Genomic DNA, 14,799 nt, shown 5'->3' on the forward strand with positions numbered 1-14,799 from the left:
TCACTCGGGGCATCACTGTTCATGATCATTTCGTCTGCATCGGATTACCGCGAAGCCGCCCGCCGCAAACTGCCGCGTTTCCTGTTCGACTACATCGACGGCGGCGCCTACGCCGAACACACCCTCAGGGCCAACAGCTCGGACCTGTCGGATATCAGCCTGCGCCAGCGCATCCTGCGCAACGTCGAAAGCCTGAGCCTTGAAACCACGTTGTTCGACCAGCCATTGGCGATGCCGGTGGTCCTCAGCCCGGTGGGCCTGACCGGCATGTTTGCCCGGCGTGGTGAAGTCCAGGCGGCGAAGGCGGCAGCGAACAAGGGCATTCCGTTTTGCCTGTCGACCGTTTCCGTGTGCCCGATCGAGGAAGTGGCGTCCCAGAGCCCGCAATCGATCTGGTTTCAGCTGTATGTGCTGAAAGACCGCGGCTTCATGAAAAACGCCCTGGAGCGCGCCCAGGCCGCCGGGGTGAAAAACCTCGTGTTCACGGTCGACATGCCCACCCCCGGCGCGCGTTATCGCGATGCCCATTCGGGTATGTCCGGTGCCTACGGGCCGCAACGCCAAATCCTGCAGGCCATGACCAAACCAGCCTGGGCCTTCGATGTGGGCCTGCTGGGTCGCCCCCACGACCTGGGCAACATCTCCAAGTACCTGGGCAAGCCCACCCAACTGAAGGACTACATCGGCTGGCTGGCCAACAACTTCGACCCTTCCATCAGTTGGAAAGACCTGGAGTGGATCCGCGAATTCTGGAAAGGCCCGATGATCATCAAAGGCATCCTCGACCCACAAGATGCCAAGGACGCGGTGAGCTTTGGTGCCGACGGCATCGTCGTATCCAACCACGGCGGGCGCCAGTTGGATGGCGTGCTGTCCACAGCCAAGGCACTGGCGCCTATCGTACAAGCCGTGGGCAGCGATCTGACGGTGCTGGTGGACTCCGGCGTACGCTCGGGGCTGGACGTGGTGCGCATGCTCGCGCTGGGCGCCAAGGGCGTTCTGCTGGGCCGTGCACAGGCTTACGCACTGGCCGCCGACGGGCAGCGTGGCGTGGAGAACCTGCTGGATATCTTCGCCAAGGAAATGCGCGTGGCCATGACGTTGACCGGAGTCACGTCGATCGCCCAGATCGATGAGTCGATCCTGGTGCGCAGCCAGGGTTGATCAGTGCAGCGACCTCGGAGCATCCCTTCCGGGGTCGCCCACAGATATTTCTAAATGTTTCTTCATAAAGCCAAACCGTCATTAAACAGACACATTTCAGGAATTAAATCGTCACGTCCCAGGCAGGTGGAGTCCTCCACCTGCCCCCTTCCTTTGAGGTGTCGTCGTGATGTTGCTGACCAAAAAGAGTCTGTCAGTGTTGTTCACTGCCCTGTGCCTGAGTGGTGTCGCTCACGCCACTGACGTCACGGGCGCAGGCTCCAGTTTCGTCTACCCGGTGCTGTCCAAGTGGTCCCAGGAATACAGCAAAAGCTCCAGTGACCGGATCAACTACCAGTCCATCGGCTCCGGTGGTGGTATCGCCCAGATCAAAGCGGCTACCGTGGACTTCGGTGCGTCCGACGCGCCGCTGTCGGCGGATGAACTGAAGGCCGGCGGCCTCGGCCAATTCCCAAGCGTGATTGGCGGCATCGTGCCGGTGATGAACGTCGAGGGCGTTGCAGCTGGCCAGCTGAAACTCGATGGTGATGTGCTGGCGAAGATCTTCCTCGGTGACATCAAGGCCTGGAACGACCCGGCGATTGCCGCCCTCAACCCCGGCTTGAAACTGCCGGGCGCGAATATCACCGTGGTCCACCGCTCGGACGGCTCGGGCACCTCGTACAACTTCACCAACTACCTCTCCAAGGTCAGTGATGGCTGGAAAACCAAAATCGGTTTCGGCACCACCGTGCCGTGGCCGGTCGGTGTGGGCGGCAAGGGTAACGAAGGTGTTTCGGCCTACGTGAAGCAGATCAAGAACTCCATCGGCTTTGTTGAATACGCCTACGCCCTGCAAAACAAGATGACCTACGCCTCACTGAAGAACGCGTCCGGCAAATTCGTCGAGCCCAACGCCAAGGCCTTCCAGGCAGCGGCTGATACTGCCGATTGGGCCAACGCCCATGACTTCAACCTGATCATGACCAACGCACCGGGCGAGAACGCGTGGCCGATCACGGCGACCACCTGGATCATCATGTACAAGCAGGCAAAAAACGTTGAGCAAAGCCAGGCCGCTTTCAACTTCTTCAAATGGTCGTTGGAGAAAGGTCAGCAGCAGGCTGCGGCATTGGACTACGTAGCGTTGCCCGATTCCCTCGTGACCCGGATCGAAGGTTACTGGAAGTCTGACTTCGCCCACTGATCCGCCTCTATAGCCCCCTTCCTCAAGCATCTGCATGCTTGATGGAGGCGGGTGAGCACTTCTGATATGAACGACACCGTGCAATCCCTGGTTATGACTACTCACGCAAGCGACGTGTCGGGTGATAGCCGCGCCGCTCGCGATCAGCGCCACGATCTGTGGTTCAAACGCTCGATGTTCGGGGCCGCGATGCTGGCGCTGCTGCTCTTGGCAAGCATCGCCGCCTCCACCCTGTGGGGCGGTGGCCTGGCCTTCAAGACCTTCGGTTTCGGTTTCATCACCAGCACCGAGTGGGATGCGGTCAACAACCACTTTGGCGCCCTGGTACCGATCTACGGCACCTTGGTCACCTCGTTGCTGGCGTTGCTGATTGCGGTGCCGGTGAGTTTCGGCATCGCTATTTTCCTCACCGAAGTGGCGCCGCCCTGGCTCAGAATGCCAGTCGCCTCCGCCGTTGAATTGCTCGCGGGCATTCCCTCGATTATCTATGGCATGTGGGGCCTGTTTGTTTTCGGGCCCTTTATGGCTGAACACTTGTCACCCTGGATCAATGACTACCTGGGTGCGCTTCCGTTTATTGGCTCGCTGTTCCAGGGGCCGCCGCTGGGCATCGGGATGCTGACCGCCGGCATCGTGCTGGCGATCATGATCACGCCGTTCATCACGTCGGTGATGCATGAGGTTTTCCGCAGTGTGCCGACTCAATTGAAGGAGTCGGCCTACGCACTGGGCAGTACTACCTGGGAAGTGGTGTGGGACATCGTCCTGCCCTACACCCGTTCGGCCGTGGTCGGCGGGATCTTTCTCGGCCTCGGCCGCGCCCTGGGTGAAACCATGGCCGTGACCTTCGTGCTGGGCAACGCGCAACAGTTCTCCGCCTCGTTGCTGATGCCCAGCAGTTCCATCGCGTCCGTCATCGCCAACGAGTTCAGCGAGGCGTACACCGACCTGCATCGCTCGGCGCTGATCGCCCTGGGCTTCCTGCTGTTTATCGTGACATTCGTGGTGCTGGCACTGGCGCGGCTGATGCTCATGCGCCTGTCCCGCAAGGAGGGCCTATGAGCAGCAACGAACGCCTGTACCGCAAGCGTGCCTTGAAGAACCGGGTGGCCATGCTGCTCAGTTGTGGCGCGACAGTCTTTGGCCTGCTGTGGCTGGCGTGGATTCTGCTGACCACCATCATCAACGGCTTTCAGGCGCTCAACCTGCGCCTGTTTACCGAGATGACGCCGCCACCCGGAACAGACGGCGGCCTGGCCAACGCGTTTTATGGCAGCGCCCTGATGTCCGGGATTGCGCTGCTGATTGGCACGCCCATCGGGCTGATGGCCGGTATCTGGCTGGCGGAATTCGCACGACACTCGCGCCTGGGTACCACGGTGCGTTTCATCAACGACATCCTGCTGTCCGCGCCGTCGATCGTGCTGGGCCTGTTCATCTACACCGGGGTGATCCTGCCGCTGAACCTGCTGACCAATCACCAGGTAGGTTTCTCCGCCATTGCCGGTGCCCTGGCGCTGGCCTTGCTGGTGATTCCGGTGGTGGTGCGCACGACCGACGAGATGCTCCAACTGCAACCTTCCACCATGCGCGAGGCGGCCCTGGCCCTGGGCGTACCCCAGTGGAAACTGACGTTGCAGATCGTGTTGAGAGCGGCCAAGGCCGGCGTGGTGACCGGCATCCTGCTGGCGCTGGCGCGGATTACCGGGGAAACCGCGCCGCTGCTGTTCACCGCCTTCGGCAACCAGTTCTGGAGCAGCAACCTGCTCAAGCCGATTGCCAGCGTGCCGGTGGTTATTTTCCAGTACGCCATGAGCCCCTTCGATGACTGGCACTCCCTCGCATGGGCAGGCGCCTTGGTACTGACGATGTTCGTGCTGGTGCTGAGCTTGCTGTCTCGCCTGATTCTTTTGCGCAATAGGTCCCACTGATGCAATCGACCCGCCTTGATCCTGAAAAAACCAAAATCCGTGTCCGTGGGTTGGAGTTTTTCTACAACAACCAACGTTCGCTGAAATCCATCGACATCGACATTCCGGAAAAACGCATCACCGCGATCATCGGCCCATCGGGCTGCGGCAAGTCGACCTTGCTACGGGTGTTCAACCGTATCTACTCGATGTACCCGAAGCAGGAAGCCCGCGGTGAAGTGCTGCTCAATGGCGAAAACATCCTCGCCCCCGGCTATTCGATGAACCGCCTGCGCAGCCACGTCGGAATGGTCTTCCAGAAGCCGGTACCGTTCCCGATGTCGATCTACGACAACATCGCCTATGCCGTGCGTCACCACGAAAAGCTGTCGCGCCGGGAAATGGATGATCGAGTCGAGCAAGCCTTGCGCGGCGGCGCGCTGTGGGATGAGGTGAAGGACAAACTCAAACAAAGCGCCCAGAGTCTTTCCGGCGGACAACAGCAACGGCTGTGCATCGCCCGCACCATTGCGCTGCGCCCGCAAGTATTGTTGCTGGATGAACCGACCTCGGCGCTCGACCCGATTTCCACCGGGCGCATCGAGCAGTTGATCACCGAGCTGAAAGAGCAATACACGGTGATCATCGTGACCCACAACATGCAGCAGGCCGCCCGGGTGTCGGACAGCACGGCGTTCATGTTCATGGGCGAACTGATTGAGCATGGCAATACGGATGAGATCTTCACCAAGCCGAAGATGAAACAGACCGAGGACTACATCACCGGGCGGTTTGGCTAGCTTTAACAAAAAAGTCGATCACTCTCTGTCGCGAGAGTGATCGGCTTTTTACTGGGCAAAAAAAAACCCGGAAATCCTCACTTGCGTGGGCCTTCCGGATTTTCTAAACCGCCAAAAATGGTGGGTCGTGTGGGATTCGAACCTACGACCAATTGGTTAAAAGCCAACTGCTCTACCAACTGAGCTAACGACCCGCTGTGTGGTGGCGCGTATAATACTGATTTCTAAGGATTATTCAACACCTTATTTAAAATAAATCAGAAATAACGCGTTGGGTCAGTAATTCCGGCCGCTTGGAAGCCCTCTGCACGCAGTCTGCAGCTGTCGCATTTCCCACAAGCGCGACCATCAGTGTCTGCCTGATAGCAGGAAACAGTCAGCGAGTAATCGACGCCAAGTCCTACGCCTGCCTTCACGATATCGGCCTTGCTACGGTTCTGCAGTGGCGCCAGGATGCGAAAGCCCTGCCCTTCTACACCGGCCTTGGTCGCCAGGTTGGCCATGCGCTCGAACGACTCGATGTACTCGGGGCGGCAGTCCGGGTATCCGGCGTAGTCCAGGGCGTTGACGCCGATGAAGATGTCGCGGGCATTGAGCACCTCGGCCCAGCCGAGGGCCAGGGACAGGAAGACCGTGTTGCGTGCCGGCACGTAGGTCACCGGAATGCCTTCGCTGGGGCCTTGCGGCACGTCTATGGAGCTGTCGGTCAGCGCCGAGCCACCCATGCCGTCGAGATTCAGGCCGATCACCTTGTGCTCAACCGCGCCCAGGTCTCGGGCGACACGGGCGGCAGCGTTCAGTTCGGCACGGTGACGCTGGCCGTAGTCGAAGCTCATGGTGTAGCAGCTGTAGCCTTCTGCACGGGCCATGGCGACCACGGTCGCGGAGTCGAGGCCGCCGGACAGCAGGATCACCGCACGTTTTTGATCAGTCATCTCAGCGCCCCGGCTCATCGTTCCACAGGTACTTGTGCAGCTGCAGTTGCAGACGCACCGGAAGGTTGTCTGCAACGACCCAGTCGGCCAGGTCGCGAGCATTCAGGTCATGATGGCTGGGGGAAAACAGCACTTCGCCGGCCCGGCGGTCCAGGCCATACTGGATCAGCTTGGAGGTCGCCCAGTCGTAGTCTTCACGGGAACAGATGACGAACTTGACCTGATCGTTGGCCGTCAGCAGCTCAATGTTCTCGTAGCGGTTGCGGTGCACTTCCTTGGAGCCTGGGGTCTTGAGGTCGACGACTCGGCTGACCCGAGGGTCGACTGCAGAGATATCGAGGGCGCCGCTGGTTTCCAGGGACACCTCGTAACCGGCATCGCACAACTGCTTGAGCAAGGGAATGGCATTGGGCTGTGCCAGTGGCTCGCCACCCGTGACGCAGACATAACGCGGCTGGTAACCGGCCACCTGCTCAAGGATGTCTTCAAGGGTGCGCACGGTGCCGCCGCTGAAGGCGTAGGCGCTGTCGCAGTACTGGCAACGCAGCGGGCAACCGGTGAGGCGCACAAATACAGTGGGCAGCCCGGCAGTGCGCGTTTCACCCTGCAACGAGTAAAAAACTTCGGTGATACGTAATGTGTCTTGCATAGTCGCCACGGGCGTAACAGCTAAACAGGCTGTCCGCCTCCGTCAGGCACTTCAAGGAATTGCGCCAACGCGTAAACCCCAGGAAGCGTGTTTCATAAAAGGGCGTGGATTCTAACGAAAAAACCCGCGCAGGGCGCGGGTTTCTTCTGAACGGGTTGCGACGCTTACATGCGTTGCAGATCCCGCTGAGCCAACTGGGCCGCAGAGGTACCCGGATACTGGGCCACCACCTGCTGCAGAATGCCTTTGACCTTGTCGGTATGACCCAGGCGGCGTTCTACGTCAGCCAGTTTGTACAGCGAATCCGGCACCTTGGCGTGCTTGGGGTACAGCTGGCTGACCTTGGCAAATGCCTGGCCTGCGCCCTGCAGATCACCCTTGGCCAGGTTCACCTCACCCAACCAGTACTGGGCGTTGCCCGCGTACTGGCTGTTCGGGTATTTGCGCAGGAATGCGGTAAAAGCCTGGCTGGCCTTATCGAAATCCTTGGCTTTGATCAGGTCGAAGGCTGCATCGTAATACAGCTTTTCCTTCGCCGGATCACCCGGTTCGCTGCTGGCGGCAGGGGCTTGGCTGGCAGCCGCGGCCCCTGCCGCTGCACCACCGGCGGCGCTTGCGGCGCCACCGGCAGAAGAATTATCAGGAGTAGCGGCTGGTGTAACGCCGGCTCCAATGCGTCGATCAAGATCCTGGTAACGCTCCAGGCCTTCTTGCTTCAGCTGGTTCACTTGATTCTGCAGAACCTCAATCGTGCCTTGTTGCTGCGACAATTGATCCTGCATGCGTTGCAGCTGGTTGAACAGTTCGCCCTGTGCCGAAGGCGCGGCAGTTGCCGCGCCCCCGGCATAGGCGCCGTTCGTGCCATAACCCGCTGGCGGATAACTGCTCCCGCTATTGTTATAGCCAGAGTTGCTATCTTCCACAGGAACCGCAGCCCACACCGCAAGCGGTGCCAGGCTGAGAGCCAATACAGTTAGAGCACGACGGCACGTTCGCATGACGAATTACTTACGCAGTTCGACGCGACGGTTTTGAGCCCAGGACTGCTCGTCGTGGCCAGTAGCAACTGGACGCTCTTTACCGTAGGAAACCAGTTCCAGTTGGCCTGGAGCAACACCTTGCAGAACCAGGTAGCGCTGAACGGCTTTCGCACGACGCTCGCCCAGTGCCATGTTGTACTCACGAGTACCACGTTCGTCGGTGTTACCTTCCAGAACAACGCGAGCGCCGTTAGCTTTCAGGTCCTTCGCGTGAACGTCCAGAGCGCGCATGGCTTCTGGTTTCAGGTCCGAACTGTCGTATTCGAAGTAGAAAGTGGTGATAGCGCGCAGAGCAGCTTCTTCGCTCAGGGAGCCGTCAACTGCACCAGTGTTAGCGCCGTAACCAGCGTTTGGATCAACAGCTGCGCCTTCACCGGCATTGTCGCCGCCTTTAGACGAGCAACCAACGGCTACGGACAGAGCCAGAGCCAGAGCAGCAAACTTACCAAACTTCAGCATTTCCATCGTGAAACTCCTAATGAACCCCAGTGTGTTAAGTACTTCTTTTTGTAGCGCCGCGTCAGTTCAGGTAAGGGGACCAGGACGGTTCTCTGACTTCGCCTTGAGCGGTAGGAAGCGGGAGCCTTACGCGTCCATTAATGGACACGAGCATCAAGACTCCCCGGCCCTGCTGGCGGGTGGCGTAGATTACCATGGTGCCGTTGGGCGCAACAGTAGCTGACTCATCAAGGTTGGTATCTGTAAGGATTTTTACGGTTCCACGCTGCAAATCCTGGGCCGCAACCCGGAAATTAGTGAAACCATCCTGACGGTGAATCATCACCAACGTCTTTTCATCAGCCGAAAGCTTCGGTGCAGCGTTGTAGTTACCAATAAAGGTCACTCGTTCGGCGCCGCCGCCGTTGACGCTGGTTTTGTAGACTTGCGGCTTGCCGCCACGGTCGGAGGTGAAGTAGATGGTCGAGCCATCCTTGCCCCAGAACGGTTCGGTGTTGATGCCCGGGCCGCTGGTAACACGGCTCAGTTGGCGCGAAGCCATGTTCATCACGTAGATGTCCGGGTTGCCATCCTTGGACAATACGAATGCCAGGCGTGAACCGTCCGGCGACCAGGCTGGCGCGCCATTCAGGCCTTCGAAGTTGGTGATCTGCTCACGGCGACCGGTATCGATGTGCTGGACGAAGATCCGTGGACGCTTCTGTTCAAAGGACACGTAGGCGATACGCTTGCCATCTGGCGCGAAACGCGGCGACAGGATCGGCTCACGGGATTGCAGCAACGTCACTGCACGCGCGCCGTCATAGTCGGAACGCTGCAAAGTGTAACGAGTGTTGTCTACCGAAAAACGCTCGGCCGTTACATAGAGCAAGCGCGTGGAGAAGGCACCCTTGATCCCGGTCAGTTTTTCAAACGACTGGTCGGAGATGTAGTGCGCCATGTCCCGCAGCTGATCCGTGGTGCCCGACACGCTGCCGGTCAGCACTTGCTGCTCGGTCGCGACGTTGAACAGGGTGTACTGGATCTGCAGGCGACCGCCGGCGGGCGTGATGCTGCCCACCATCAGGTACTGGGCGTTCAGCGCTTTCCAGTCACGGAAGATGACTTCGCTGGCCTGGGTCGGCTGGCTGATCATGTTGCCTTTGTCGATCGGTGCGTAGTAGCCGGAGTTGCGCAGGTCATCGCTGATGATCTGCGACATGTCGTCCGGCAGCACGCTGCCGCCCTGCCAGCCAAACGGCACAACGGCGATCGGGGTGGCCCGATCGCTACCGCTGGTGACCAGGATGTTCTTTTCATCCGCCGCCGCTATCCCTGCCATGCAGCAAATAACGACAAGCATTCCTCGAAGAAGGTTTCTCACAAGGCTAGATCCTCAGGTGTGAATGTCATCTTGAATGAACGGTAGGGAGCGAAGTCGCTTGGTTTCATTCCCTGCATCTCGGTCAACCGGCCAATGTTCTTGACCGCTGCTACCGCCGAACTGTCGAACGAACCGTCGCCACTGGACTTGGCCACGCTGACCGAAGTCACCGTACCGTCCGGCAACATGCCGATCTGCAGCACTACTGTCATGCCTTTACGTGCCGAAGGAGGACGGGTCCACCCTTCCGCTGCCCGTGAACGAATCAGGTCGTCGAAACTGCCCGCGACTTCATCACCACGTTCATCGGCCAAGGCTTGCTGGCGCTGCGGCGTGTCGGAAAGCAAATCGGCCAAGGCCTGGGCCTTTTTGTCTTCGGTCGATTTACGCGCTGCTTCCTGGGCCTTTTTCTTGGAGGCATCGGCAGCAGCTTTCTTCTTCGCATCGTCGGCGATCTTCTTCTTCGCCTCGTCAGCTTCAGCTTTCTTCTTGGCGTCGTCCGCGGCTTTCTTCTTCGCGTCTTCGACTATCTTTTTCTTCGCGTCTTCAGCGGCCTTTTTCTTGGCCTCTTCTTCGGCAGCCTTCTTGGCTTCTTCTTCAGATTTCTTCTTGGCTATATCAGCCAATTGTTTCTCTTCAGCCTTCTTGGCTTCGGCAGCTTTATCGGCTTTCTTGGCTTCATCAGCCTTTTGCGCCTCTGCAGCTTTCTTCGCCTCGTCAGCCTTTTTCGATTCCTCGGCCTTTTGAGCCGCCTCTTCTTTCTTTTGTTCCGCAGCAGCCTTCACCGCTTCCTGCTCGACCTTCTTCTGTTCCATCTGCTCGACTTCAGTCTGGCGCGCAGCCGACTTCTGGGCCTCACCCGCAATCTTCTGATTGGTCTGGGTGGTGGCCTGGCTTTTCGATTTCAGCTGATACAGGGTCGCCTGCACGATCGGCTTGGCTGGCGGCAGGTCCGGGGTCATGGCAAAGCTGACGAACAGCATGCCAAACACCAGGACGTGCAGGGCAATTGCCCAGACGCTAGGCCAGAAGTAGCTTTCCGAGGCGGACGGCTCTCGCTGTTGGTGCATCAGGGCGCCTCGGTAATCAAGCCAACATTACCGACCCCGGCCTTCTGCAGCCCGCCCATGGCGCCCATGACGGAGCCGTAGTCGACGACCTTGTCGCCGCGAATGAACACCTGGGTGTGCTTGCCACCTTCGTTGCCGGCGCGAATGATCTTGGTCACGGCATCAGTCATCTGCGGCAAGGTCATGGCCTTGTCCTGCTGTTTCTGAGTGTCGACTTCGCTGCCAAGGTTCCAGTAATAGGTCTTGTCAGCCTTGATCGAAATGGTCAGGACCTGGGTGTTGTTGTCCTGCGGCAAGGCTTCGCTGGAAACCTTGGGCAGATCAACCTTCACGCCCTGATTGAGCATCGGCGCGGTCACCATGAAGATAACCAGCAGCACCAGCATCACGTCGATGTAAGGCACTACGTTCATCTCGGCGACCGGCTTGCGCTTTTTGCGAGCTCGAGCGATTAAAGCCATTGGGAATTACCTGCTTATTCTTCGCTGGTGTGCACTTTACGGTGCAGGATCGCCTGGAATTCATCGGCGAAGGTGTAGTAACGGCTGATCAAGGTTTCGCCACGAGCGGCAAAACGGTTGTAGGCGATTACTGCGGGAATAGCTGCGAACAGACCGATGGCGGTGGCGATCAGCGCTTCGGCGATACCCGGGGCCACGGTGGCCAGGGTCGCTTGCTGGGCCTGGGCCAGGCCGCGGAAGGAGTTCATGATCCCCCATACGGTACCGAACAGGCCGATATACGGGCTGACGGAACCTACGGTGGCGAGGAACGGCAGGCTTTGCTCAAGCTTTTCTTCTTCGCGGGAGATGGCGACGCGCATGGCACGGGCCACGCCTTCCATGACCGCTTCCGGGTCAACGCCTGGCTGCTGGCGCAGACGGGAGAATTCCTTGAAGCCGGCGCGGAAGATCTGCTCGACGCCCGAATCCGGGTCCGGGTTGCTGCCCGCCTGGCGGTACAGCTTGGACAGGTCGATACCCGACCAGAAGCGCTCTTCGAAGCTCTCCAGGGCACGTCGACCAGCACGCAGCAGGTTGCTGCGCTGAAAAATCATGACCCAAGAGGTAACCGATGCGGCTACCAGGACCAGCATCACCAGTTGAACCACGACACTGGCATTGCTGACCAGGCTCCACATGGAGGAATGGTCGACGACGGTAGGTTCCACGCTAAATCTCCTGCTCTGAATGTTTACCCGCGCCGCTCACGCCGGCAAAGGCCGCGCGTAGAGTTTCGGGAATGGCCCGGGGTTTCAAACTATTGGTGCGAACACAGGCCACCAGGAACTGCCCCTCACAGAGCAGCGTTGCATCCGTAGCCCGCCTGACCTGCTGTTTAAAGCGCAGGCTGGCACGGTTCAATTCGGTTATTTCTGCGCTGACCAGCAGCTCGTCGTCCAGTCGCGCCGGCGCGTGGTAACGCGCCTCGCTGGAATGCACGACAAACAACAGGTCCTCCCCTGCCAGCTGGGATTGGGCAAAGCCCAGCTCCCGTAGCCGCTCGGTTCGAGCCCGCTCCATGAACTTTAGGTAATTGACGTAATAAACGATGCCGCCAGCATCGGTGTCCTCGTAATAAACGCGACAGCGATGTGCGAACGACTGATCCCCGTTTTGCGCGCGCATACTCTAGTGCTTACTCCTCAGGTTGCCAATCCGGCCAGGCAACTGTTTTTCATTCTGTGGCACATTTCTAACGAAAGAATGACGACGCCAGCCACTAGGACAGCACAAACTCCGAATAAATCGAATCGCCAAGCGTTTTTAATCGTCTACTGCATCGAGGAATTCGTCTACTACGGGCATCTCGCCCAATCGTGACGGAATGTTTAACCCAAAGTGCAGATACGCATGCCGGGTGACCACACGCCCCCTTGGCGTGCGCATGATGTAGCCCTGCTGAATCAGATACGGCTCCAGTACATCCTCAATCGTATGCCGCTCTTCGCTGATGGCGGCGGCGAGGCTGTCCACGCCCACCGGGCCGCCGTCGAACTTCTCGATCATGGTCAACAGCAGGCGCCGGTCCTGGTGATCAAAGCCATGCTCATCCACATCCAACAGGTTCAGCGCCAGGTCTGCCACGGGCTTGGTGATATGCCCCTTGGCCCGCACTTCGGCAAAGTCGCGCACCCGGCGCAGCAGACGGTTGGCAATCCGCGGGGTACCACGGGCGCGGCGGGCGATTTCAAAGGCGCCTTCCGGGTCCAGGGGCAAGCCAAGGATGCTCGCCGAACGGCTGACGATGGTGGCCAGATCCGCCGTGCTATAGAACTCTAGACGTTGAACAATCCCGAAACGGTCTCGCAGCGGGTTGGTCAGCATGCCCGCACGGGTGGTCGCACCCACCAGCGTGAACGGTGGCAGGTCGAGCTTGATCGAGCGCGCCGCCGGGCCTTCACCGATCATGATGTCCAGCTGGAAGTCTTCCATGGCCGGGTACAGTACTTCCTCGACGATGGGTGAAAGCCGGTGGATCTCGTCGATAAACAGTACGTCGTGGGGCTCCAGGTTGGTCAGCAGCGCCGCCAGGTCGCCCGGGCGCTCCAGCACGGGGCCGGAGGTGGACTTGATCGACACGCCCATTTCCTGGGCGATGATGTTGGCCAGGGTGGTCTTGCCGAGCCCGGGCGGGCCGAAGATCAACGTGTGGTCCAGGGACTCGCTGCGCCCGCGCGCGGCCTGGATGAACAGCTCCATCTGCTCGCGCACGGTGGGCTGGCCGATGTATTCGGCAAGGCTCAGGGGGCGAATCGCCCGGTCCTGGATTTCTTCACGATCACGAGGCCCGGTGGCCGCGATCAGACGATCAGCTTCAATCACTTAAATCATTCCCTTCAGGGCGCGGCGGATCATGTCTTCGCTGCTCAGGTTCTTGTCCTTGATGGCTGACACGGCCTTGCTCGCCTCTTGCGGCTTGTAGCCCAGGGAGATCAGCGCGCTGACCGCATCGCTTTCAGCGCTGGCCACCGGCACACCCGGCGCATCAGGCTGGTTGGGCACCAGGGCAAACATGCTCGGCACAACCTCCCAGGCCTTGAAGCGGTCTTTGAGCTCCACCAGCAGGCGCTCGGCGGTTTTCTTGCCAACGCCCGGTACCTTGGTCAGCGCGGACGTGTCCTGGGCCGACACACAGCGCACCAATTCATCCACTTCCAGGCTCGACATCAGCGCCAGCGCCAGCTTCGGCCCCACGCCGTTGAGGCGGATCAGCTCACGGAAAAAATCCCGGTCACGCTTGCCAACGAACCCATAGAGCAATTGCGCGTCTTCGCGCACCACCAGGTGAGTGTGCAGGGTCAGCGGTTCACCGACCGACGGTAAGCGGTAGAGGGTGGTCATGGGCACTTCAAGCTCATAACCCAGCCCGTTTACATCCAGAATCAGGTGCGGTGGCTGTTTCTCAGCCAGGGTGCCGCGCAAGCGTCCAATCACGTTCGAATCCTTAAGAATCGGCTCAAATCAAGGCCTGGCCGGTAATAACGCGGGCATGCCGGCCGACAGCACAGGCCGTTCATGCACCCCACGCAGAATGAATGCGCTGATGCTATCAGAGACGCAGCCGGCCGCCACGACTGCGTGCGGTCCCCAAGCCATGGGGCATCAGGCTGGAACGGGTATGGGCATGGCAAATGGCAATGGCCAGGGCGTCGGAGGCATCGATTTGCGGTTTGGCGGTGAGTTTGAGCATGTGCATGACCATCATCATCACCTGCTCTTTATTGGCAGCACCGGTACCGACCACGGCTTGCTTGACCTGGGTCGCGGTGTATTCAGCGATCTCCATGCCCTCCTCGGCTCCGGCCACGATGGCCGCACCGCGGGCCTGGCCGAGCTTCAGGGCGGAGTCGGCGTTTTTCGCCATGAACACTTTTTCGATGCCCATGGTCACCGGCCCATAGGTCTGGATCACTTCACGCACGCCGCGATACACGATCTGCAAGCGTTCGGCCAACTCGCCGGCGCCGGTACGGATACAGCCCGACGCCACGTACACGCAGCCTCGCGGGGTCTGTTGGACCACGCCAAAGCCGGTGATTCGCGAACCGGGGTCGATACCTAGGATTAGAGTCATAACGCCTGCAGTTGGATAAAAAATTCTTGATATAGCCAAGATCAAAATGTGGGAGCGGGCTTGCTCGCGAAGGCGGTGTATCAGTCACCGTATCGACTGACTGACACGCCGCCTTCGCGAGCAAGCCCGCTCCCACATTAGATCTG

At 59.5% G+C, this 14,799-nt stretch carries 17 protein-coding genes and 1 tRNA gene; 5 read left to right on the forward strand and 13 right to left on the reverse strand.

Annotated features, from left to right (window positions below; all coding sequences use genetic code 11):
• Positions 1-21: 21 nt before the first annotated feature.
• From lldD to pstB, 5 genes are all read left to right on the forward strand, one after another.
• Positions 22-1,164, forward strand: coding sequence for an FMN-dependent L-lactate dehydrogenase LldD (gene lldD / locus C0058_RS25410; RefSeq protein ID WP_003209842.1), 1,143 nt, complete (start codon positions 22-24; stop codon positions 1,162-1,164).
• Between the two features lie 169 nt (positions 1,165-1,333).
• Positions 1,334-2,350, forward strand: a complete 1,017-nt coding sequence (pstS, locus tag C0058_RS25415) for a phosphate ABC transporter substrate-binding protein PstS (protein WP_102369780.1) — start codon at positions 1,334-1,336, stop codon at positions 2,348-2,350.
• 66 nt (positions 2,351-2,416) lie between these two features.
• On the forward strand, positions 2,417-3,412 hold the full coding sequence (gene pstC / locus C0058_RS25420) for a phosphate ABC transporter permease subunit PstC (protein WP_102369781.1): 996 nt from the start codon (positions 2,417-2,419) through the stop codon (positions 3,410-3,412).
• The gene (pstA, locus tag C0058_RS25425; RefSeq protein ID WP_003209837.1) at positions 3,409-4,281 is read left to right on the forward strand and encodes a phosphate ABC transporter permease PstA; all 873 of its coding nucleotides are present in this window, start codon (positions 3,409-3,411) and stop codon (positions 4,279-4,281) included. The genes pstC and pstA overlap by 4 nt, the downstream gene beginning before the upstream one ends.
• Positions 4,281-5,060: a phosphate ABC transporter ATP-binding protein PstB gene (gene pstB, locus C0058_RS25430; RefSeq protein WP_003209835.1), complete on the forward strand. Its 780-nt coding sequence runs from the start codon at positions 4,281-4,283 to the stop codon at positions 5,058-5,060. Before pstA ends, pstB begins: the two co-directional genes overlap by 1 nt.
• Positions 5,061-5,178: 118 nt before the next feature.
• Here pstB and C0058_RS25435 read toward each other — a convergent pair.
• The 13 genes from C0058_RS25435 to ruvC form a co-directional block, all read right to left on the reverse strand.
• Positions 5,179-5,254: transfer RNA gene (locus tag C0058_RS25435), tRNA-Lys, on the reverse strand.
• Between the two features lie 63 nt (positions 5,255-5,317).
• Positions 5,318-5,995: a 7-cyano-7-deazaguanine synthase QueC gene (gene queC, locus C0058_RS25440; protein WP_043225928.1), complete on the reverse strand. Its 678-nt coding sequence runs from the start codon at positions 5,993-5,995 to the stop codon at positions 5,318-5,320.
• Between the two features lies 1 nt (position 5,996).
• Complete coding sequence (gene queE, locus C0058_RS25445) at positions 5,997-6,644, reverse strand: 7-carboxy-7-deazaguanine synthase QueE (RefSeq protein ID WP_102369782.1); 648 nt, start codon at positions 6,642-6,644, stop codon at positions 5,997-5,999.
• 164 nt (positions 6,645-6,808) lie between these two features.
• Positions 6,809-7,642, reverse strand: coding sequence for a tol-pal system protein YbgF (gene ybgF, locus C0058_RS25450; protein WP_023659229.1), 834 nt, complete (start codon positions 7,640-7,642; stop codon positions 6,809-6,811).
• 6 nt (positions 7,643-7,648) lie between these two features.
• On the reverse strand, positions 7,649-8,149 hold the full coding sequence (gene pal, locus C0058_RS25455; RefSeq protein WP_003209827.1) for a peptidoglycan-associated lipoprotein Pal: 501 nt from the start codon (positions 8,147-8,149) through the stop codon (positions 7,649-7,651).
• A gap of 55 nt (positions 8,150-8,204) precedes the next feature.
• A complete protein-coding gene (gene tolB / locus C0058_RS25460; protein ID WP_032868196.1) occupies positions 8,205-9,485 on the reverse strand; it encodes a Tol-Pal system beta propeller repeat protein TolB in 1,281 nt (426 codons plus the stop codon).
• A 17-nt stretch (positions 9,486-9,502) separates the two neighbouring features.
• Positions 9,503-10,576 (reverse strand): cell envelope integrity protein TolA, encoded by a 1,074-nt coding sequence (tolA, locus tag C0058_RS25465; protein ID WP_003209823.1) that lies wholly within the window; start codon positions 10,574-10,576, stop codon positions 9,503-9,505.
• Positions 10,576-11,028: a protein TolR gene (tolR, locus tag C0058_RS25470; protein WP_161635741.1), complete on the reverse strand. Its 453-nt coding sequence runs from the start codon at positions 11,026-11,028 to the stop codon at positions 10,576-10,578. Before tolR ends, tolA begins: the two co-directional genes overlap by 1 nt.
• Before the next feature lie 23 nt (positions 11,029-11,051).
• Positions 11,052-11,747 carry a protein TolQ gene (tolQ, locus tag C0058_RS25475; RefSeq protein WP_003209819.1) on the reverse strand — a complete coding sequence of 232 codons (696 nt, stop codon included), beginning with the start codon at positions 11,745-11,747 and terminating at the stop codon, positions 11,052-11,054.
• Between the two features lies 1 nt (position 11,748).
• On the reverse strand, positions 11,749-12,204 hold the full coding sequence (ybgC, locus tag C0058_RS25480; protein ID WP_008432379.1) for a tol-pal system-associated acyl-CoA thioesterase: 456 nt from the start codon (positions 12,202-12,204) through the stop codon (positions 11,749-11,751).
• Between the two features lie 138 nt (positions 12,205-12,342).
• Complete coding sequence (gene ruvB, locus C0058_RS25485; protein ID WP_003209815.1) at positions 12,343-13,401, reverse strand: Holliday junction branch migration DNA helicase RuvB; 1,059 nt, start codon at positions 13,399-13,401, stop codon at positions 12,343-12,345.
• Positions 13,402-14,013 (reverse strand): Holliday junction branch migration protein RuvA, encoded by a 612-nt coding sequence (gene ruvA, locus C0058_RS25490; RefSeq protein WP_003209814.1) that lies wholly within the window; start codon positions 14,011-14,013, stop codon positions 13,402-13,404. It lies immediately after the preceding gene.
• A 115-nt stretch (positions 14,014-14,128) separates the two neighbouring features.
• Entirely contained in the window at positions 14,129-14,653 is a 525-nt protein-coding gene (gene ruvC / locus C0058_RS25495) for a crossover junction endodeoxyribonuclease RuvC (protein WP_003209812.1), read from the reverse strand.
• Between the last annotated feature and the right edge of the window lie 146 nt (positions 14,654-14,799).

It is taken from the genome of Pseudomonas sp. NC02 (assembly GCF_002874965.1).
Classification (GTDB): domain Bacteria; phylum Pseudomonadota; class Gammaproteobacteria; order Pseudomonadales; family Pseudomonadaceae; genus Aquipseudomonas.